The following is a 21771-nucleotide window of genomic DNA, read 5'->3' on the forward strand; positions in this document are numbered from 1 at the left end:
CCGTTGCGAATAATGAAGCATTATCTCACCCCACCTGAGTTATGAAATTTAAGCAGGTGAGGCTCCCCGGTCATTCGGGGAGCCTCACCTTTTTGTATGTGAATCCAGGTGCATGCGGGCGGAGGTCTACCCTACCTCGCTCGCGCAACGCTAAGACGCACAAGCCTATATGAGCGGCTGACTAGCGCAGATGAGCTGATGAACCGAGCCGTTTATCCTAGCCTAACAGGTTAGCGCGACTTGCGGTAGAGCACCACCGCCGAAGAACGCTGACGAGGCGCCGGGCGGGTACCGCGGGCAATATGCACCACATCACCACTGGTACCGGCAGCGAACACGCGCTCCGACATGCCCATCTTCACCTTCGCGTCCTCAACCTGACGCTGCAACTCCGCAATCTGCTCCTGCTGCTCCTCCACGAGGGACTGCAGCTCAATAATGCGGCGAATGCCCTCCAGGGAGACGCCCTCCTGCGAGAGCTGCTGAATCTGCTGCAGACGGTTCACGTCACGCTGCGAATAGCGGCGCGCCTTACCGGGCGCACGCGAAGGCTGGACCAGGCCGATACGGTCGTACTGGCGCAGGGTCTGCGGGTGCATGCCCGCCAGCTCAGCCGCCACAGAAATCACGAAAACCGGGCGGTCCACGCTGTGCAGCGGCTCGCTACGACGGGACTTAGATGATGATTCTCGAGATGCCATGGTTTACTTCGCTTTCTTCAACAGATCCTTACGCGGGTTCTCCTGCGGTGCCAGTTTTACGAACTTATCGAATGCTTCCTGCGCCTCTGCGCTCAGCTTGGTGGGCAGTACGATTTCGGGGATGACCAGCAGGTCGCCGTCGCCGCCCTTAGCCTTGAAGCCGCGGCCCTTAGCGCGCAGTCGGCGGCCGACCTGGCCGGGTGCCAGGCGCAGCTTCACGGTGGATGCGTCGGGCAGGGGCACCTCGATCACTGCGCCGTCGACAGCCTCGGCGAGGGTGACGGGTGCGCGCATAATCAGGTTGTTTCCCTCGCGCGAGTACACGGAGTCATCGGAGACGCGCACGGTGACCTTCAGGTCGCCGCCGCGCAGGCCCTTTCCGCGCAGGCGGACCTTCTGACCGTCCTTAATGCCTGCAGGGATGCGTGCCTCGGTGTGGGAGCCGTCCGGCAGGAACACGGTCACGGTTGCGCCGGTGTATGCCTGGGCGAGGCTGATGCGGGTGCTGGTGGTGCTTTCTTCGGGGGCTGCGTGCTGTGCGCCGCCGAAACCGCCGCCGCCCATGCCGCCGAAGTCGGCGCTGGTGAAGCCTGCGGAGCGTCGGGAACCGCCGGCGCTACCTCCGAAGAGGCCGCCGAGCAGGTCGTCAATGTTGATGCCTGCGCCGCCGTTGCTGAAGCCGCCGAATGCGTCCGCGCCGGGGTAGCCAGTGTAGCTACCACCACCGAAACCGCCACCGCCGAAGCCGCCCATGCCAGATGCGCCGTAGCGGCGGATCTGGTCGTACTCTTCGCGCTGCTTCTTGTCGGAGAGCACGTCGTATGCTTCCGAGATTTCCTTGAACTTCTTCTCTGCTGCGGCGTCGCCGGGGTTCAGGTCCGGGTGGTACTTGCGGGAGAGCTTGCGGTACGCCTTCTTGATGTCGCTTTCGCTTGCGTCTTCGCTGACACCCAGTGCCTTATAGAAGTCGTCGGTTAGCCAGTTTTCACTTGCCATGTTGTGTTTCTCCTTCTGCGGTGATGCGCCGCCCTCCTCGGTTACGGGACGGCTTGCAGGGGCACCGCGTGCTTGTCTTAATTCTCTATATAAAAGTTTAGTCTACTTGACTCAATTTTGAAAGGGCTGAGCCCAAAAAATAGCGCCCCTACAAGCCTTTTAACCGCCGCCACAGCTCGCCAAAACTCGCGCCAACACCGGGCACAGCAGCCAGGAAAAACAGGCGCACCAGATTAGCAGTCGGGCAAACAACAGGGCGGGCACTCCCCCACCAGGGAGAGCACCCGCCCATCGTTAGTTATGCAGCCAATGCCTTAGCCGACCACCTTACGGTGCGACAGCCACAGCCACCTGAGCGGTACGAACCACACGGTCGTTCACGCGGTAGCCGTAACGCAGAACCATGGAGACATGATCCTCAGCCACCTCGTCGGTGGGCTGCTGCAGTACAGCTTCGTGGATGTTCGGGTCGAAGGCGTCGCCTACTTCACCGAAACGCTCCACACCCTGCTTGCCGAGCAGCTCTTCGAGCTTGGTAGCGATGGAGGCGAAGGGGCCTTCCTGCAGGTCGCCGTGCTTGCGTGCGGCGTCGATATCGTCGAGCACCGGCAGCAGCGCGGTCACCAGTTCACTGGTTACGAAGCCTCGCAGCTGCTCCTTTTCGCGAGCGGTGCGGTTCTTGAAGTTAGTGAACTCTGCCTGCAGGCGAAGCAGGGAGTCCAGGCGCTCCGCGGCGAGTGCCGCATCCGCAGATTCTGCCTCGACAGCGTCCTGGAGCTCAGCCTCGACGGCTTCCGCAGCTTCCTCGGGGCTTTCGACCGATTCAGCTTCGGGGTGGCCTTCCGCTGCGGGGGCGTTGAATGCCTCCTCCAGCGGGTCGGGGGTGATGTTTTCCTGCTCAGCCATGATTACTTCTTCTCGTCTTCGTCGATAACCTCGGCGTCGACAACGTCCTCGTCAGCGGCGGGCTTGGACTCGGACGCGTCAGCCTGTGCTGCTGCGTAGAGTGCCTCGCCCAGCTTGGATCGGGATGCCTGCAGCTTCTCGAATGCGGACTTCACTGCTGCGTCGTCGTCGCCCTCGAGTGCCTTCTTCAGCTCGTCGACATCGCCCTGGACCTCGGTCTTGACGTCCTCGGGCAGCTTGTCGCCGTTCTCCTTCAGGAGCTTCTCAGTGGTGTATGCGACGGACTCGGCTTCGTTGCGGGTGTCAGCAGCCTCGCGGCGTGCCTTGTCCTGCTCTGCGTGTGCTTCTGCGTCCTTGACCATGCGGTCGATGTCGTCCTTGGAGAGGGAGGTGCCGCCGGTGATGGTCATGGACTGCTCAACGCCGGTGCCCTTGTCCTTTGCGGAGACGTGGACGATGCCGTTTGCGTCGATGTCGAAGGTGACCTCAATCTGGGGCACGCCACGGGGTGCGGGGGCGATGCCGGTCAGCTCGAAGGTACCCAGGTTCTTGTTGTCGCGAGTGAACTCACGCTCACCCTGGAAGACCTGAATGGTCACGGAGGGCTGGTTGTCCTCTGCGGTGGTGAAGGTCTCGGAACGCTTGGTCGGGATTGCGGTGTTGCGCTCGATCAGCTTGGTCATCACGCCGCCCTTGGTCTCGATACCGAGGGAGAGGGGGGTGACGTCGATCAGCAGAACGTCCTTACGGTCGCCCTTCAGAACGCCTGCCTGCAGTGCTGCACCCATTGCCACGACCTCGTCGGGGTTCACGCCCTTGTTGGGCTCGCGACCGGTGAGCTCCTTGACGAGCTCAGCAACAGCGGGCATACGGGTGGAGCCACCAACCAGGATGACCTCAGAAATCTCGGAGATGGACACGCCAGCTTCCTTGATTACGTCGAGCACGGGCTTCTTGGTGCGCTCGAGCAGGTCGCGGGTCAGTTCCTCGAACTTTGCGCGGGTCAGCTTCTCATCCAGGTGGATGGGGCCCTCGGGGGTCACGGACAGGTACTGCAGGGAGATGTTGGTGCTAGAAGCGCTGGACAGCTCCTTCTTAGCCTGCTCAGCTGCCTCCTGCAGACGCTGCAGAGCAATCTTGTCCTTGGACAGGTCAGCGCCGGTCTTTGCCTTCACCTGTGCGAGCAGCCACTCGACGACGCGGTGGTCCCAGTCGTCGCCACCGAGGCGGTTGTCACCGCTGGTTGCGCGAACCTGAATGGTGGAGAAGCCGTCGTCGTCCTTGCCAACTTCCAGCAGGGAGACGTCGAAGGTACCGCCACCGAGGTCGAAGACCAGGATGAGTTCGTCTTCCTTACCCTTGTCCAGGCCGTATGCCAGTGCTGCGGCGGTGGGCTCGTTGACGATGCGCAGGACGTTCAGGCCTGCAATCTCGCCGGCTTCCTTGGTTGCCTGACGCTCAGCGTCGTTGAAGTATGCCGGGACGGTGATGACAGCGTCGGTGACGGTGTCATTCAGGAATGCCTCTGCGTCGCCCTTCAGCTTCATGAGGATACGAGCGGAGATTTCCTGCGGGGTGTACTTCTTGCCGTCAATCTCGGTGGTCCAGTCGGTGCCCATGTGGCGCTTGACGGAGGAGATGGTGCGGTCGACGTTGGTCACTGCCTGACGCTTTGCGACGCTACCGACCAGAACCTCGCCGTCCTTGGAGAATGCGACGACGGAGGGGGTGGTGCGGGTGCCCTCTGCGTTAGCGATGACGACCGGGTCGCCACCTTCCAGTGCTGCTACGACCGAGTTGGTGGTACCGAGGTCAATACCTACTGCACGTGCCATATGTTTATTCACTCCTTGTGATCAGTGCCCCGCTTCTTCTAATGCGAGGCGGGTTAGTTTGAAAGTTTTGGAGGCGGTTGGTGCTGCGCGTGCCGCTCCGTGTGGAGTGGTCTGCGCGGCTCCTTGAGCCTCATGTACTCAAGTATGCACCCTCTCGGAGGGTCTGTCAATAGAGTTGAGCGAACTTTACTCAACTTTTTTGTGCGGAGAGGCGTGAGGGGCAGGTTTTTTGGAGCTCTGGAGGAGTATTTTGCGGGGGATTTTGGAGCGGCGGCGAGGCGTGGATGGGCGGTTTTGCCGTGGAATTCCGGGGTTTTTGGGCGGTTCGAGGGTGCGGCGCGGCGATTCAGTGCACGGCGGACGCTGACAGGCTGACCGGGCAAAAAAATTTTTAAAAATCTTTAAAAAAGGGGTGGAAAATCGAAAAATTGGGGTGTGTGAGCGGTCTGAAGGCGGTGCAGGGGCACCTTATATAGGGTGTGCGGGGCGATTTTTAAGCGCGATTTTTAGATCTGGAGGCTAGGCCTCTAGCAGCGTTGCTAGGGGTGCAGTGAGACATCAGAGGTTCATTCCTCTTATATAGGGGGACTGTTTGCAAGCTCCATCGCTCACTTTATGGAGACATCTCCGCTTGTCCGACCCGTAATTCTTCAACCTTCACCTGTGGCTTGAGGCTGCTCGCCTGCCGTATGCTGGTTACGACCATATCCTCTCAAAGTAGACAGGAGACTTTCATGTCAGAGCAAGACAACTCACCGGAGACAAACACAAATTCTCCCAAACCACCATCAACTCCAGGAAAAAGATTTTCATTATCTAAAATTATAGATAATATCATATTATTTGCATTTGGAATCGTTTTTATCACTTCTCTATTCTCAAAAGATAAAAATGCTGAAAATAAAGCACTGCCCACAGAAAACACAGAAGAAAACAAAGAAGCCTATAAGGAAGCCGAGCAACAACAAAAAAATAAAGAGAAAAGAACTGAAAGCACCTCTTCAAACCCAGAACGCATGAGTAAATCGAGGGGACTACCATCTAATGCAAATAGGAAAATAAAGAAGAAAATGCATAAAAAAATCTTTAATTACATATATAAAGCAATTAAAGCAATTCCCCTGAGGTTGTACATAAAAGTACTTGCACCGTTTGTGGTCTTCTTTGTGTTTTTTATAATCACGGAACACCGGACCAACCTATTAAACGGAATATCTTCAGCATTTAAATACTTATATTCAGAAAATATACCGCTGGGAATTTCAATATCCGCAGCAATCATAGTTACACTCTCCCTCATCTTTGGAAAACTTCTTGTCACACAATTACAAAAACGTATTTCTAGTTTAACTAATAAGTATTTTATTTCCACCCTGGCAGTACTTGCACTTCTTGGCGGAGCGACTGCTCTAATAATACCGAGCTATACAAATTTGTTTAGGGAGCCCGGATATACCAGTGCACAGCAAGATAGTGCCAAAGAAACTCCAGAAAAAGTACAGGAAACTCCCGCTTCTACACCCTCGCCTACCGGTAATAAGTCTGCAGAAGTAGAACAAAAATCAACTTCCGATTTAAGGCTTCATTTCCTATATATCACAGGTGGTATTATTGCTATTCTTGGCCTAATTGAAACAAATCGAAAAAATAGTCAGGATCATATTCGTCAGGTTCATGCAGCTCGCCGCGACCGTTACATCGAAGCGGTGGATAAATTATCTAGTAAGCAGGCACCTGTTCGCTTAGGTGGGGTATACGCTCTAGTTGGCCTTATCGATGAGTGGTTGGACGACGAAAATATTGATGAAGAAACACGAATTAAAGAGGGACAAATTATCGTCAACAATCTCTGTTCCTATATTCGTTCTCCGTTTACTCTTGCCGCAAAAGCAAAAGACTTTGAAAGCAACATGCCGCCTAATAGCTACAACAAAAAAACTTATACCGAAGATTATATGAAATTTCATGAGGAGAAAGATGTGCGCCGAACTATTTTGACGGAGATTGTTAATCGCATCAAAACAAGCGGTGCATCTCATGAATTAAAAAAATACAGTCAGGAATCAGAAGCAAGTTCTCAAAAATGGAAAACATTCACCTTCGATTTCAGTAAAGCGCCTATATTTTATGAGTTAGAAACTTCGACCTATGAGACTCTTAAACTCGAAGGTGTCGTTTTTTATATAAGACCAGACTTTACAGGCACAATCTTTAATAGTTCAGTGAGTTTCCAATCATGTCGGTTCACAAGGGGAGCATGTTTCCGCCTAACCCGTTTTATGGGGATTACGGATTTTAGCTTTACTCATTTTGAAGAGGAAGCAGATTTTTCCATGTCACAATTTTCAATATACGCTATTTTTAGTTCATCATACTTCAGAACAGCTTCAGACTTTTCTGCCGCAAAATTTAATGGATACGTAAGTTTCATAGGTGCGAGATTCAAAGCAAAAGCAGATTTCAGTGCAGCAACATTTAAACATACAGCGTCCTTCGTTCATGCCCGTTTCAAGAAAGCAAGATTTATGATGACAAAATTTGAATCAGACGTTAATTTCGAGTCAGCATATTTCAAAAAAAATACAACCTTCTATTTATCCACAATTATTGGCAATGCGAATTTCCAAGAGGTACATTTTAGAAAATCACTCACCATATTTCAAGCAGAATTCAGAGGAAATATAGATTTTAGTAATGCGGTTTTTGATAATAAAGCACCATATTTTTCTATAGGTTTAAATACTCCAAAAGTCTGCACCTTTTTTTCTTATCTCGTGGATCCCAAAAATTACATATTTACGGTTTCTCCTCAAAGCCGCTTCTCAATTGCGACTGAAAAAATCACTGTAGCCGACGGCCGGACTTTCACTATCCCTGTGGAGTGTATGCTTTTTGATCCAGGCCCCTTGCCTGCTCAACAGCCTATAGAGCCCGCTGGCTAGAAATCAGGTTTTAGGTCTTACCCTATGCTTCAGCGGAATTTTTATGTACCCGCTACGAGCGTATCAGCCTAACAAAACATACAAAAACTTGCGTAAAGAAGCCCTGCCTGCACTTCTCGTGCAGGCGGGGCTTCTTCTTTAACCAGCGCGAGCGCAAAGGGCGGCGCCCTCCCCTATGCTGGATATAAGCCAGCACCGGAGCAGGAAGGGCACACCACCATGAACCTCAACAAACTCTTCACCGCGCTGCGGCAACGCAAAAACACCCCGGCACGCACCCAGCAGGCCGGGCGGCACGAACGCTACACGCACGCTCTCGAACAATTCCTCGACGGGCACCAGCCCTCCGTACGCCTCGGCGGGGTGTACACGCTCGCAAACCTCGCAGACGAATGGCTCACCGACGATTCTCTTCCCGAACAGGTACGCCGCGAAGAAGCCCAGACCATTATTGACGCGCTGACCGGGTGCATCCGCACGCCCTACCCCCTCGCACAGAAACGCCAGGTCCTAGAATCAGGCGGGGCCCCCGAAGGGTACGAAGGCAACTTCGCGCGCGATCAGGTGGCGCTACGCGAAGAGCAGTTGGTGCGCCGCACAGTCTTCACGGAGTTCAGCCGCCGCTTCGCCGCGGTCACCGAGCGCAACGAAAAAGGTAACGGGGAAAGCCAGCATACGGTGCCGTCGCTATCGCCGACATGGTCTGATTTGCGCTTCGACTTTGGCGGCGCACCCATCTTCTACCCGCTACAGCAGCTGCACTTTCAGAACGCCGATTTCGCCTCCGCGACCTTCTACGGCCCGGCAGATTTCTCCGGCGCAACCTTCCACGGTGAAACCAGCTTTTCAGCAGCACAGTTCACGGCTGACGCGTCCTTCCAGGGAACGAACTTCAATGACTGGGTGGGTTTCAGCGCCGCGCACTTCGCGGACGCGGCAGAGTTCAGCGGGGCACGCTTTGCGGACACGGCAAGCTTCGCAACCGTAACCTTCACCGGCGAGGCCGACTTCTCAGACGCGGTCTTCTCAGCTACGGCTGACTTCGCGGTAACCTCCTTCGAGTCCGACGCCGACTTCTCACGCTTGAACACCGCAGGCATAGCCAGCTTCGCGGCGGTCACCTTCGGCGGAGAGGCAATATTCACCGCCTCCACGTTCCACGATGAAGCGCACTTCGCCGCGTCGGTCTTCAACCGCCCGGCGGTGTTCTCCAAGTCGCTGTTCGGCGGGGCCGCGCGCTTTGCCGGTGTAGTCACCAAGCAGTCCGCAATGTTCAGCAACGTACGCTTTGCGAGCGCGGCGGACTTTAGCGGGGCGTCCTTCACGCAGTACGAGGATTTTGGTGGGGCGCGGTTCGACGGCGATGTCACGTTCAGCCGGTCGTCTTTTATTGCGCTGCCGAGAACGAGCTATGAGATGGACTTCCCGCAGTACGCGAACTTCGGTAACGCGGCCTTCGCGCAGGATGCCGACTTTAGCAAGGCGACGTTCACGGCGTGTGTTGGCTTCGGTGGGGTGACGTTCGCGCGGGCGGTGAGCTTCAACGGGGCGAGATTTGAGGGCGCCTACTTCGCAGATGCGACGTTCAGTCAGGACGCAGACTTTACCTGCTCGACGTTCAACCATAGTGCGAGCTTCGCGAATGCAACCTTCAACGCTAATGCGGAGTTCCACGAGGCTTCTTTTGGAGGGCACGCGGACTTCTGCGATGTTGCGTTTGCGGCGGATGTGAGGTTTAGCGGCGCGGCCTTTGGCGAGAACGCAGGGTTCTGCAAGGCGTCGTTCGGCGGTAATGCGAGCTTCTTTAGGACGGACTTTGCGGGGACTGCTGAGTTCCGTGAGGCTGTCTTTGAGGGGTATGCCGGGTTCAGTACGGCGGCTTTCAGCGCTGATGCCAACTTCAGCGGGGTTGCGTTTGAGCAACTCGCTTGGTTCGCTGATGCGACCTTCGAGGCAGGTGCGAAGTTCGCTGGGGCGTCCTTTATGGGTGTTGCAGATTTCTGCGATGTGTCTTTCGTGAAGACCCCGCCGGGCTTCGTGGCTGAGGACGCTGACTCGGGTGAGATGTGCCGGGCTCGGTTCGCTGCGCTGTCTGCTGGTTCGGAGGCTACCGGTCAGGAGGCGCATAACTTCACGGTATACGAGGGCAACCAGCCCATTCTGCTGGGCACAGCAATGCTCCTTAACAGAACGTTCGTTCTGCCTCTCGGTGCTGTGCTGTACGACCCAGGCTCCTGGGACGAAGAACAGCAGGAGTACACCCGCGTTAGTGAGCCTGCACAGTAAAACCTAGCCCTCCCCTACCGTCGGGGAAGCTCCCACAAACCCCGCCCGTGCATCCAGCACTGGCGGGGTTCTTGCTTTTGACCAGCAACCACCCAAGCCCAGTAGCTTTACCTTATGCTGAATATGACCCGCCCCTTTCAACGATGACAGGAGAACCACATGCATCTCACACCCAGCACCGCGTGGGTTTGGCTGATAGCTTGCGCAGTCGTCATTCTGTTTTTCCCGCTCGCCGCGCAGTTCGGCAACCTCAAGCGGAAGCTGTCTAGCTTCCGCACCTGGGTTTGGGCTATCGCGCTCTTGGGCATTGTCACGGCGGGTTTTATGCCTTTCGCCCTTGATCCTGACATCGCCAATTTTGAGGTTCAGCCGTTCATTTTCTTCATCACCGGCACCCTGCTGGGTGTTCTCTTTCTTGGGGAGTTCCACCGCATGAACGCCCAGAAAAAGCTGGAACACCCCCAGCGAGTACACGCCGAGCGCCGTACCCGTTACAGCAAGGCAGTTGAGCAGCTGGCGTATCCGAACCCGGCAGTCCGTGCGAGCGCCCTCAGCGCTCTTGCGGGTCTGGTTGATGAGTGGCTTGCTGACGAGCAGCTCAGCGTTGAGGCGCGGCAGAAGGAGGGGCAGGTCATCGTCAATGCCCTCTGCGCTTATGTTCGTTCGCCGTTCTCGCGGGCGTTCAAGGCAGAAGCTTTTGAATCCGATACGCCGCCGGCTAACTATGCGGGTGATTTCGCTACGGATCTGGCGGCTTTTCGTGGTGAGCAGGATGTTCGCCGCAGCGTCTTCGTTGAGATGAGCAAGCGGAGCAGCGCCCTTGCTGAAAATAAGAAGGGCGAGGTGGCTGTTGTCCCCGGAGCATGGAGCGGCTTTGAGTTCGATTTCAGCCGGGCGGTCGTCTTCTACCCTCTCGACGGTCTGACTATTGAGAACGCCAATTTCTCTGCGGCGAGGTTCTGCAACGGTTCAGATTTCAGCGGGGCAGCTTTTGTAGGAACCGTGGATTTCAGCCACGCAACTTTTGAATCTAACGCGGGGTTCGGTGACGCTACCTTTGCTGACGAGGTGAACTTCAGCCACGCAACTTTTGAATCTAACGCGGGGTTCGGTGACGCTACCTTTGCTGACGAGGTGAACTTCAGCCACGCGACCTTCACTCAGAACGCTGACTTTGGCGGAGCGTCCTTCATGCAGAGCGCGCATTTCGACGGGGTGAAGTTCATGCAGAAGGCGCATTTTAGCGGGGCGAACTTCGCTCAGGATGCGAACTTCACTGGGGCGGCTTTCATCCAGAACGCTAGTTTTGGCGGGGTAAATTTTGCCCGGAACGCAGACTTCAGTTGGGCTGTGTTCGCCCAAAACGCGCACTTCATCGGGGCCACTTTCGGTCAGATTGCAGACTTCAGTGGGGTTACTTTTACCCAAAATGCTCGCTTCAGTGAGACGGCTTTCGCGCAGGTCGCACGCTTCAAATGGGCGACTTTCACGCAAACCGCTGACTTTAGTGAGGCAGCTTTTGCCCAAGGCGCAGATTTCAGTGAGGCTACTTTTGAGGCTGACGCGGAGTTCTATGGCGCGTCTTTTGGACAGACTGCTGATTTCTGCGATGTGTCTTTCGTGAAGAGCCCGCCGTTATTTGTAGCTGAGGATGCTGACTCAGGCGAGATGTGCCGGGCTCGATTCGCTGCACTATCTGCTGGTTCGGAGTCTGCCGGTCAGGAGGCGCATAACTTCGCGGTGTATGAGGGTAGCCAGCTTATTCCGCTGGGTACAGCAGAGCTGAACGGTGTAGGGTACCGTATCCCGGTCGGGGTGGTGCTCTTCGATCCGGCGTCTTGGGATGAACACCGGAAAGAATACACGCGTCTGAGTGAGCCCGCGCAGTAAGGTCCAGAGGCCCCGCCGCGTTGAATGTGTGGTGGGGCCTTCGTGCACGTAGTGGACACCGCCGAGTAGCTACGTTGAAAAATAAAACGGCACGAAAAACCCCGCTGAGCTTGTAGGCTCTAGCGGGGTTTTTCGAATTTTATCTACCCGGATTCGTTTATCGCTTTCCAGTGGTATTACGCCATGCCTGAGATAAATAAAACTTAAACTGGGTAGCAAAAATCCGCGGAATGTTTGTCATCTGCTAAAATCAGCAGTGACAACGCAATTCCGCGTTGTCTCCAATTAATAAATTAATTAGAGAGGAGGTGAACTCCTATGGAGAAGGATCACTTCTGGCTCCTCGTTGAACGAGGAAGCTATGTGGCAACCCTATTCCTTGGCCTGGTAGAGACTCTCAAGTTTGCGTCTATCTGTCTCTTCTAGACCACTCTTTGTGGGGCTACTGGTGATGTTGCAACATCGCTGGTAGCTCCACTTTTATTTTATGGTCATTATGTATAAGGACATGCCGTGTACATATGACCGTATACCTAATAATGTAGCGTAATTCTTAAGACATAACAACACGACAGCACTAATTACATCACTATTGCATCCACCGCAGGGAAAAATATCGCCTATTCTGAGGATTCTCATACTCACCTCGTCTACTGCAGATAGCAGAAGCATCGTCTATGTATCTCATGCAGGTGAAGCCCCCCCCCGTTGATGACCGGGCGTAGCTTATGACAGGCAGCTTTACCCTATGCTGGAAGGTGAATGTTCCTATCAGAAAGGACAGGGGAATCTCGTGCCCAGCAATAATGCATCATCCATTCCAGAAAGCCAGGTACTCCCGAGAGCTCAGGAGAATCCCTGGTATATCCAGCACTTTATTAAGCTCCTTATTGGCTTCGGCTTGGGCGGCGGCGCGGTTGCAATTCTTCTGCCTTGGATGCTGTGGTTGCTCTGCGGCATGAGCTCGGGCAGTTCAGATCAGCTACGCCTGCATCTGCTGTACATCACTGGCGGCATTATTGCGGTTCTGACTCTTCTGCAGACTAACTGGAAGAACCAGGGTGACCGTCTCAAAATTGATGCCGACATCAAGAAGAATGAACAGGACGCGGAGAAGAACGAGCGCGATCATATCCGCCAGGTTCATACAGAGCGTCGTAGCCGCTATACCAAGGCTGTCGAGCAGCTAGCTGATGAGAAAGCAACTGTCCGTCTGGGTGGTATCTACACTCTTGTGGGCCTCGTAGATGAGTGGCTTGCTGATGACGCCCTCAATCCTGAAGAACGGCAGAAGGAGGGTCAGGTTATTATCAATAACCTCTGTTCCTATATTCGTTCGCCCTTCCCTCTTGCACGAAAGGCAGAGATGTTTGAGGGCGATTCAGAGCCTGATAACTATGAAGGAGATTTCTCCAAAGATCAGGCGGCATTTCACGAAGAGCAGGATGTACGCCGCACTATCTTCGTTGAAATGAGCAAGCGCAGTAGTACCTTCACTAGGGATGAGATTCGCACGGTAATCGACACTTTCCCAGGAATGTGGAGTGAATTCGAGTTTGATTTCAGTCGAGCACCTATTTTCTACCCTCTCAACGCCGTCACGATTGAGAAAGGTAATTTCTCGGGCGCAAGGTTCTACACTGATGCGAATTTCGTCGAGGCAACCTTCACCAGCAACGCGGACTTCAGAGCGGCGACCTTCGCCCAAACCGCGAACTTCAACTGGGCAACCTTCACCCAAACCGCGAACTTCAACTGGGCGACCTTCACCCAAACCGCAGACTTCAGTGAGGCAACCTTCGCCCAAACCGCAAACTTCATTAGGGCGACCTTCACCCAAAACGCAGACATCAGTGGGGCGACCTTCACCCAAACCGCGAACTTCAACTGGGCGATCTTCACCCAAAACGCATACTTCAGTGGGGCGACCTTCACCCAAACCGCAAACTTCATTAGGGCGACCTTCACCCAAACCGCAAACTTCAGCTGGGCGACCTTCACCCAAAACGCAGACTTCAGCGAGGCGACCTTCACCCAAAACGCGCGCTTCATTAGGGCGACCTTCACCCAAAACGCGCATTTCAGGGGAGCGACCTTTGAAAAATATTCACCACTTTTTGTTACTACCGGCGATAAGTCAGGTAAGACATACAGAGCACGATTTGCTGTACTGTCGGACACTCAAGGAGAACACGAATTCACAGTTCGTGTGGGTAGTAAGCTTATTGAGCATGGAAAGGCTACGCTTCGTGGTAAACCGTTTATTATCCCGGTTGGCACGGTACTCTTCGACTGGGATAATGAGATACAGGGCTACATTACTAGTGAGCCTGCAGAGCCGCTAGATAACTCCAGCGCTGGAGAAGAAAACATAACCGAATAGCATTCACCTTTACAAGGCCCCGCCGGCCCCACGTCGGCGGGGCCTTTTTACACCCGTAGCAAGTGTGCCTCCGCGGACACATCCGCCTATCACAGTGCTGCCCCGAGCGGGGGCTTCGTTTATATCTGACAGCAACCCATGTCAGACAGTTTTGCACTATGCTGAAAGGTGACCGTTCCTCTCAAAGTAGATAGGAGAACTAGACACATGCATTTAGATTCGATGGGGGCCTGGTGGCTACTTGGCATATGCGCAGTTTTAGTTGTCATCTTCTTACTCGTTGCACATTTCACACAGCTAAAGACAAAAATACCCCGGTTCTACAGCTGGATTGGGTCAATCGCCATCTTCGGCGGAGCATTAGCTTTTCTCTTGCCCATCGCGCTCAATTCCGGTTTCGGAAAGGACGATGACGGTCCAGTTCTTCGGCAGCTCATCCTCTACACCACCGGTGGTCTTCTAGGTGTCATTACTCTTGGTGAAACTCACCGAAAGAATAACCAGGAAAAAGAGAAAAACGAAAACGATCATACCCGTCAGGTGTATGCGGAACGCCGAAGCCGCTACGCCAAGGCTGTAGAGCAACTATCAAACGAGAAAGCAGCTGTCCGACTGGGCGGTATCTATACACTTGTGGGCTTGGCCGATGAATGGCTTGCGGACGATAGCCTCACTAAAGATAAACAGAACGAAGAAGGACAGGTTATTATCAATAACCTCTGCTCTTACATTCGTTCGCCCTTCCCGCTGGCGGCAAAAATTGAAGAATACGAAGCCCACCAAGAACTAGAAGATCTCCAGAAAACAGAATCCGAGATATTCAGCGAAGGAGAGTCTTCACGACTCCAGGTCCTACTTAAGCGTTTCGAAGATTCTGGTGAATACGAAGAACCTATAGACATCACCGCAGACTATGCAAAGTTCCACGAAGAACAGGACATACGCCGCGCTATCTTCGTCGAGATGAGCAAGCGCAGTAGCACCTTCACCAAGAATGATAAGGGTGAAATAATCGAAACCGTTCCAGGAATCTGGAGTGACTTTGATTTCGATTTCAGCCGAGCTCCCATTTTCTATCCTCTCAGTAGCCTCACGATTGAGAAAGGTAATTTTTCTTCTGCCAAGTTCTACAGCAACGCGGACTTCAGCAGGGCGGCTTTCGCCCAAAACGCGGACTTCAGCAGGGCGGCTTTCGCCCAAAACGCGAACTTCAGCAGGGCGGCTTTCGCCCAAAACGCGAACTTCAGCTGGGCGACCTTCACCCAAGACGCGAACTTCAGCTGGGCGACCTTCACCCAAAACGCGAACTTCAGCTGGGCGAGATTCAACAAAATCATGCTCTTCGTCAAGGCAACCTTCAACAACGAAGCACACTTCGGCGAAGCGACCTTCAAGAAAATCGCTGGCTTCGGCGAGACGATTTTCAACAACGAAGCACACTTCAGCAAGGCATTCTTTAACAAGGGAGCATACTTCGGCGAAGCGACCTTCAATCACGAATCGCACTTCGGCGAAACGATTTTCAACGACATCGCGCACTTCGTCAAGGCAACCTTCACCGGAAACGTAGACTTCGGGGGCGCGGAGTTCTCCGAAAAGGCAGACTTCTGGAGCGTAGAGTTCAGTGGAGACGCAAACTTCAAGGACTCATATTTCGAAAAGTATGCACCCATATTCGCATATGACTCCGGCTACTCCGGCTCTGCCCGATTCTCTAACCGGATCAATTGGGCGGACAGCAACTTCTCTGTTCGTTCCGGAAGTCAGCCCATTAACCCTGGTGATGCAACGCTCGACGGTAAAACCTTCAGAATCCCCCTCGGGACGGTAGTTTTCAGCCCGGATTCATGGGATGAAGAAATCAAGGAATACACCCACCTAAGCGACCCGGCAAAGTAAAACCCGCCCTTACCTCCATCGCCGGGAAATCGCGTCCTGAGTAGCCCACCAACACAGCCCCGCCTGTATCCTCCGATGCAGCGGGGCTGTGCCACACCCTGCACCCCACCGATACACTAGAACCATGTACCGAATCATGACTGTCTGCACCGGCAACATCTGCCGCTCCCCCGTCGGCGAATACCTCATCCGCCAGCACGCCCAAGAAGCCGGCGTGCCCGTCACCGTCACCTCCAGCGGCATCAGCAACGAAGAAGAAGGCAACCGCATCGACCCGCGCGCCGCCGCACAACTCACCGCCCGCGGTATCGACTCGTCCGCGCACCGCGCCAGCGTCTTCACCGTCGAGGATTTCGACCGCAACGACCTCATCCTCGCCATGGACGCACCTCACTACCTGCGCCTCAAAGCCCTCGCCCGCAACGACGACGACAAAGCCAAGATCCGCATGATGCGCAGCTTCGACCCGAAGGTCACCACCACCCACCTGGACCAGCTCGGCATCTACGACCCCTGGTACGGTAGCGAACGCGACTTCGTATACACCACCGGCCTCATTGACGCCGCCGCACGTGGCCTCGTCAACCACCTCAAGCAGGAAGGCGACGCGCAGTGAGCCAGCGTATCCTCCTGAACCAGAACCGCCGCGTCACCGGCACCGCCGAAATCCTGGAGCTCTGCAAAGACATGCTGCGCCTGGAGCACGGCATCGGCAACGACTTTGACATGGACACCGCCGAATTCGCCGAATTCCGTGAGCAGTTCCTCGCCGACTTCGCGCAGATCCCGCTGATTATCGGCATTGACGGCCGTAGCGGCACCGGCAAAACCAGCCTCGCCGCGCAGCTTGAGCGGGAGCTCACCGCCGCCGGGCACAGCGTGCACGTGCTGCACCTGGACGATTTCTACCCCGGCTGGGACGGTCTCTTCGACGGCGTGGAGGCGTGGGATGCACTCTCCGTGCAGCTCACCGAAGGCATTGCCGGAACCTACACCCCCTGGGATTGGGAGGCGGGCGCCCCCGGTGAGGAGCGCACCGTCGACCCGGCGGCTACGCAGGTCATCATCTGTGAGGGTGTCGGCGCGATTGCGGGCGCCTGCGAGGTCCGTATCCTCGCCACCGCCCCGGACAAGGTGCGTTACGAACGCGCCATGGCTCGTGACGGTGACACGTTCCGCCCGCACTGGGAACGCTGGGCGGCACAGGAGGAGGCGCTACTCGCCGAAATCCCGGAGGACTACGAGACCGTGGACTTCATCTACGACAGCGCGGCGCAGTAACAGCCGCCTACAAGACAGTAGGGCCCGATGCTTCGTGTATCTCGAAGCATTGGGCCCTACGGCTATTTAGAGGCAGTTTTATTCAGGCGCTGTTTTATTCAGGCATGGGAGCCGGGCTAGCGGATTCCATGCGGTCTTTATCCCAGTAGGTTGAGGTATTGCTCGGCGCGTGCGTGGAGGCAGTGCCGTCTTTGCCGTTACCCGGGTTGTTGTTAGAAAGCACAGCAAGGATTACGAGCAAGACGCAAGCTATGAGCAGCAGGATGCATAGCAAATATTTGTAATAGTGATTGCGCATCTGAGGTGCTCCCTCCGGTCGTATCGCGTGGTATGACCAACGTAGATTATGCAGTTGAACCTAGCAATGCTTCTCAAGAATATTTCTCAAATATTTCTTCAGCGCCCCCGCAGCTTATAGCGGTGAGAGGTTTCACCCTCACAGGGAACGAAGGGCGCACAGCAACAGGCCCTGCTCATCGAAATCCAGCAAGACTACGCGGCTATGGCCTTCATCTACAACAACCTAGCCTGTTGATATTAGACACGTTCTCCAGAGTCTCGCAAAATATTATTTCACCCTAGAAAATCTAAGTAAAAGAATATTTTCGCACTCAACCACACAACCAGCCATAATAAAAATTTTATTACCCCGTTTTCTAATTAAATATTTAAAGATCTACCCAAAACAAAGAGAATTACTCACTATTTTCAACATGCATCATTTTAAGATATGCAAAAAATGTTTTTCAACCTCCTCTTCAGGCGTCTACCTTTACCCGAACTCAGAGCGTAAACCAGAGCATAAAAAATAACAGTGATACCCAGCAAGATATTCTTAATAACTCTTAGGGCGACACCGTAATTCCCAGGGTTTTCTTTATCAAGCCAAATATGGCCTTCCAATAGAGATTTCTTAGCTTTTTCAATTTCTTCCGGGGAGTGATTTCCTATAATCTTTTGAACCTTACCAAGAAACGCATCTGCATACCCTGAATTTCCAACCTTAGCTATAATATCCAGCAATTCTCCACCGTAAAAAATGTCAAAAATACCCAGAGACAAACCGACACAGACAATTGAGAATAAAATACTCATTGACGGGTAAGCGAAAAAGCTTTTTGTATCATAAAAAGCTTTGACAAAGAAAAAGTAGGATCCACAGATACTAGCAGCAAATACGGCCCACGTTATGTAGTCAGCTAGCGTGTACGAAGAATTATAACCTGTACGTATAGCCATTAGCACATACGCAATAATTGCAATCAAAATTGCAGCCACTGTTACATTCCCCAACATTTTTACATATCCTTCATATACCCATTTCATAGAATAACCATTATAGTCATGCGCCCGCCGAAAGAAAATGCCTATTAAATGCCCAAAGAATAAAACAATAATCAAATAAATCATCGGGGGAAGAATGTAAAAGTTTACAGAGATTTCAAAAATAGCGTAGTATCGGTCAAATTCAGAGAAATCTTCCTTGGGGTTCGATAGTCCCGCGGCAAAAAGACTAAATGCATAAATTAAGGCGACCAAATTTGCAATTATCACCAAAATAAACATAAAGGTTCCAAAAAAATAAGAACCATCAAATCTATCAATTGACTCCTGATTCTTTTTCTTTAAATTACGAGCCGCCCATAGAGAAAAAGTACGCACCTTTCCGTATAAGCAGTTTTCCGTCTTCTCCCCAGTGGGGTCACTCAGAGCCCTCTTTAACCTTGTGGAATAGTGGGACCGGAAATCCGAAAAATGAGCCATGCTACACCTTTCATACATCTCAGAAACTACAGAATATCCAAATCTTTCAAAAAGAAAATCATTTAGGATCCAGAAAAACTTCATTAATAGTCTAAATTCTATAAACACCCCAAATCATTAAAATATAATTTACAACAATTCTCATTATATATATTTCTAGTGTGTGTCTACGCATAGACATGCGTGTCGTTATATTTTCGATGAAGCAACCCGAGCTCGCTACAGGAATTCGAACGTTTAACTTACGAAGCCACGCCCAATTCTGCTACCGTGAACAAGTTGTGCTTCCAGCCTGCGCAAACTCACCCCCGGAGCGGTACTACCGCATCCACGTCTTGTAGAGCCACAGGCGCCGTTGCACGCGCATCACACAGAAAGAAAAACTAAGACATATGTCTTCGAAGTCGACTAAGACCTCTTTCGGGCTATCGCCCATTTTTATCGTAGTTCTGGCGCTGCTGACCGCTATCGCGCCGCTGGCTACGGACATGTACCTGGCGGCGCTGCCCGCAGTCGCTGAGAACCTGAACACCACCAGCACGAACGCCTCGCTGACGTTGAGCGGGTTCATGGTGGGTATGGCGCTCGGCCAGCTGGTCGTGGGCCCCCTGTCGGATAAGACGGGCCGCCGCAAGCCGCTGCTGATCGGTGCGGTGGTTTGTTTTATTGCGACGGTGGCGTGTGGTTTCGCGCCGAATATTGAGCTGCTGATTTTTGCGCGTTTCATGATGGGCTTCACCGGTTCGATTGGTGCGGTGCTGGCGCGTTCTATCGTGGCTGATACGACTGAGGGTCTGGCGACCGCTAAGCTCATGGGCGTCATGATGATGATTAACGGCTTCGCGCCGGTGCTTGCGCCGCTGTTTGGTGGCTGGGTGCTGTCGTGGGGCAGCTGGCGCGATATTTTCCATGTGCTGGGCGTGATTACCGCGATTATGATGCTCGGCGTGATCTTCGTGATTAAGGAGACCCTGCCGGTGGATGAACGCTACCAGGGCACCGCCCTGAGCGTGTACTCGGAGCTGCCGAAGGTCTTCAAGATTCGCCGCTACTTGGGTTTCATGCTGACGATGTGCTTCGCGTTTGGTGCGCTGTTCTCGTATATTTCCGGTTCGACGTTTGTGTTGCAGAAGATTCTGGGCATGTCCGAGACTGAGTTCACTATTGTGTTCGGTGTGAACTCGATTGGCATTGTGCTGTTCAGTGCGATTGCAACGAAGCTGGTGGGTCGTGTGGCGCAGCGCCGTATTGTGAACGTCGGCGTGATTAGCCTGCTGGTGGTGTCTTCGCTGCTGTTGGTTAGCTTCCTGATCGGTATTTCGCTGGTGCCGACGCTGGTTCTGCTGTTCCTGCTGACCAGCTCGTGCGGCCTGATTTTTGGTAATGCTTCGGCGTTGGCGTTGAACGAGGCGCGCCACATGGCGGGTAGTGCTTCGGCGGTGATGGGTACGGTTCAGGCTCTGCTGGGTGCGTTGGCGGCGCCGCTGGTGTCGTTTGCCGGTGAGCATGAGTACCTGCCGATGAGCTTCTCCATTCTGGGTTTCGCGGTCCTGACGGCGCTGGTGCTGTGGACTACACCGCGTAAGGATTCGGACTACTCGGCTGACGGTTTGAGCCACGGCGCTGGTGAAGGTCAGGGTGCCCCGGCGGGCCACTAGCCTGTTGTTGACTTTTGTGTAGCTAAAGCCCCGGATGGGCGACCCGCTAAGGATTGAGCATCCGGGGCTTGGCTGTTGCCTTTAGCGTTGCTCGGGAGGCGGCATTCGCCCTCGTTCCTATCAGGGAACCCGCCCTCGCAGAGCTCGGGCACCCTGATGTCGCTTCAGGAAGGTACAGGCACCTCCTGCCCTTGACCATAGACAGCACAAAGGGACGGTATTATTCTCGCTCGGATAATACCGTCCCTTTTTGTACGCGTTTAGCTCTGCTGCGCCAGGTAGTTCAGCAGCGTCGCAGTCAGCTCCGGGTCATGCGCCAGCGCCGTGCCGTTCAGGTGGGTCACCGGCGCAATCAGACGCACCGAAGACGCCAGCCACACGCCGTCCGACTCGAACAAATCCTGCGGGTAGAGCGGTCCGAAGCCCAGCTCCCAACCGGCCTGGCGTGCCGCCTCGAACACCGCGCCCTGCGTGGTACCGGGGAGGATGCCGTGGCTCGGCTCGGGCGTGTACAGCACCTTCTTGCCGTCCTCAATCTTGGCGACCAGCACCGAGGAAGTGGCGCCCTCCAGCACGCGACGCTCGTCGGTGATGAAGATGGCGTCGTCCGCGCCGCGCTCCTGCACGTATCGCAGAACCGCCATGTTCACCGCGTAGGAGAGGGTCTTCGCACCCGCCAACAGCCACGGGTAGGCGCTGTTGTCCATCGGCTCGTGGCCACGCGGCAGTAGCATCGCCTTTACGCCCTCGGTGCGGCGCTTCACGATAGAGGCGGGCACCGGCGATGCCATAATCAGCGTGTACGGGCCCGGCTGCATGGAAGTCACCGCCTGGGTGGGGCCGCGCGAAATAATGATCTTCACGATGTGCTCTTCGCCCAGCGCAGTCTCGGCACCGGCGGTCGCCTCACGCATGAGGCGTTCCACCGCCGAACGCAGAATCTCGGGTTCCGGGTCGGGCAGATCCAGCATGCGCGCCGAGGATTCGAGGCGGGACAGGTGCATGCCGAGCTTACGCACACGGCGGTTGACGGACAGCATGGTCTCGAAGACGCCGTCGCCGCGGGTGAAGCCCTGATCATCAACGCTGATGAGGGGCACGGACGGGTCAACGAAGATGCCCTGCGGGTTCTGCTCGTTCAGAAGAATTACGGTACTAGACATAGTCTTATTGTACGTTCGCAGCCGAACCGTAGGCAGGAGGCGCCTGTACCTTCCTGAAGCGACATCA

General features: G+C 54.3%; 14 protein-coding genes. 8 read left to right on the top strand and 6 right to left on the bottom strand.

Going from position 1 to position 21771, the window contains the following annotated elements:
* Positions 1 to 230 precede the first annotated feature (230 nt).
* The 4 genes from ACP3RB_RS06660 to dnaK all read right to left on the bottom strand — a co-directional run bounded on the left by ACP3RB_RS06660 (position 231) and on the right by dnaK (position 4438).
* Positions 231 to 701 carry a heat shock protein transcriptional repressor HspR gene (locus tag ACP3RB_RS06660; protein ID WP_012904111.1) on the bottom strand — a complete coding sequence of 157 codons (471 nt, stop codon included), beginning with the start codon at positions 699 to 701 and terminating at the stop codon, positions 231 to 233.
* 3 nt (positions 702 to 704) lie between these two features.
* Positions 705 to 1697 (bottom strand): DnaJ domain-containing protein, encoded by a 993-nt coding sequence (locus tag ACP3RB_RS06665; protein WP_308561795.1) that lies wholly within the window; start codon positions 1695 to 1697, stop codon positions 705 to 707.
* 327 nt (positions 1698 to 2024) lie between these two features.
* Complete coding sequence (locus tag ACP3RB_RS06670; protein WP_303964379.1) at positions 2025 to 2603, bottom strand: nucleotide exchange factor GrpE; 579 nt, start codon at positions 2601 to 2603, stop codon at positions 2025 to 2027.
* A gap of 2 nt (positions 2604 to 2605) precedes the next feature.
* Entirely contained in the window at positions 2606 to 4438 is a 1833-nt protein-coding gene (gene dnaK / locus ACP3RB_RS06675) for a molecular chaperone DnaK (RefSeq protein ID WP_426698858.1), read from the bottom strand.
* A gap of 734 nt (positions 4439 to 5172) precedes the next feature.
* Here dnaK and ACP3RB_RS06680 point away from each other — a divergent pair.
* The 7 genes from ACP3RB_RS06680 to ACP3RB_RS06710 all read left to right on the top strand — a co-directional run bounded on the left by ACP3RB_RS06680 (position 5173) and on the right by ACP3RB_RS06710 (position 17119).
* Positions 5173 to 7380: a pentapeptide repeat-containing protein gene (locus ACP3RB_RS06680; RefSeq protein WP_426698859.1), complete on the top strand. Its 2208-nt coding sequence runs from the start codon at positions 5173 to 5175 to the stop codon at positions 7378 to 7380.
* 219 nt (positions 7381 to 7599) lie between these two features.
* Entirely contained in the window at positions 7600 to 9666 is a 2067-nt protein-coding gene (locus ACP3RB_RS06685) for a pentapeptide repeat-containing protein (protein WP_426698860.1), read from the top strand.
* Positions 9667 to 9825: 159 nt separating this feature from the next.
* Entirely contained in the window at positions 9826 to 11556 is a 1731-nt protein-coding gene (locus tag ACP3RB_RS06690) for a pentapeptide repeat-containing protein (protein WP_426698861.1), read from the top strand.
* Positions 11557 to 12349: 793 nt separating this feature from the next.
* A complete protein-coding gene (locus tag ACP3RB_RS06695; RefSeq protein WP_426698862.1) occupies positions 12350 to 13939 on the top strand; it encodes a pentapeptide repeat-containing protein in 1590 nt (529 codons plus the stop codon).
* Between the two features lie 207 nt (positions 13940 to 14146).
* A complete protein-coding gene (locus ACP3RB_RS06700) occupies positions 14147 to 15838 on the top strand; it encodes a pentapeptide repeat-containing protein (RefSeq protein ID WP_426698863.1) in 1692 nt (563 codons plus the stop codon).
* A 136-nt stretch (positions 15839 to 15974) separates the two neighbouring features.
* The gene (locus ACP3RB_RS06705) at positions 15975 to 16454 is read left to right on the top strand and encodes a low molecular weight protein-tyrosine-phosphatase (protein ID WP_426698864.1); all 480 of its coding nucleotides are present in this window, start codon (positions 15975 to 15977) and stop codon (positions 16452 to 16454) included.
* Positions 16451 to 17119 (top strand): hypothetical protein, encoded by a 669-nt coding sequence (locus ACP3RB_RS06710; protein WP_426698865.1) that lies wholly within the window; start codon positions 16451 to 16453, stop codon positions 17117 to 17119. Before ACP3RB_RS06705 ends, ACP3RB_RS06710 begins: the two co-directional genes overlap by 4 nt.
* Before the next feature lie 723 nt (positions 17120 to 17842).
* Here ACP3RB_RS06710 and ACP3RB_RS06715 read toward each other — a convergent pair.
* Positions 17843 to 18781, bottom strand: coding sequence for a hypothetical protein (locus ACP3RB_RS06715; protein ID WP_426698866.1), 939 nt, complete (start codon positions 18779 to 18781; stop codon positions 17843 to 17845).
* 494 nt (positions 18782 to 19275) lie between these two features.
* Here ACP3RB_RS06715 and ACP3RB_RS06720 point away from each other — a divergent pair, with 494 nt between their 5' ends.
* Positions 19276 to 20541: a multidrug effflux MFS transporter gene (locus ACP3RB_RS06720; protein WP_426698867.1), complete on the top strand. Its 1266-nt coding sequence runs from the start codon at positions 19276 to 19278 to the stop codon at positions 20539 to 20541.
* A 260-nt stretch (positions 20542 to 20801) separates the two neighbouring features.
* Here the strand turns inward: ACP3RB_RS06720 and ACP3RB_RS06725 are convergent, their stop codons facing one another.
* The gene (locus tag ACP3RB_RS06725) at positions 20802 to 21704 is read right to left on the bottom strand and encodes an aminotransferase class IV (protein WP_005509006.1); all 903 of its coding nucleotides are present in this window, start codon (positions 21702 to 21704) and stop codon (positions 20802 to 20804) included.
* Positions 21705 to 21771 lie beyond the last annotated feature (67 nt).

It is taken from the genome of Rothia mucilaginosa (genome assembly GCF_049990865.1).
GTDB lineage: Bacteria > Actinomycetota > Actinomycetes > Actinomycetales > Micrococcaceae > Rothia > Rothia mucilaginosa_I.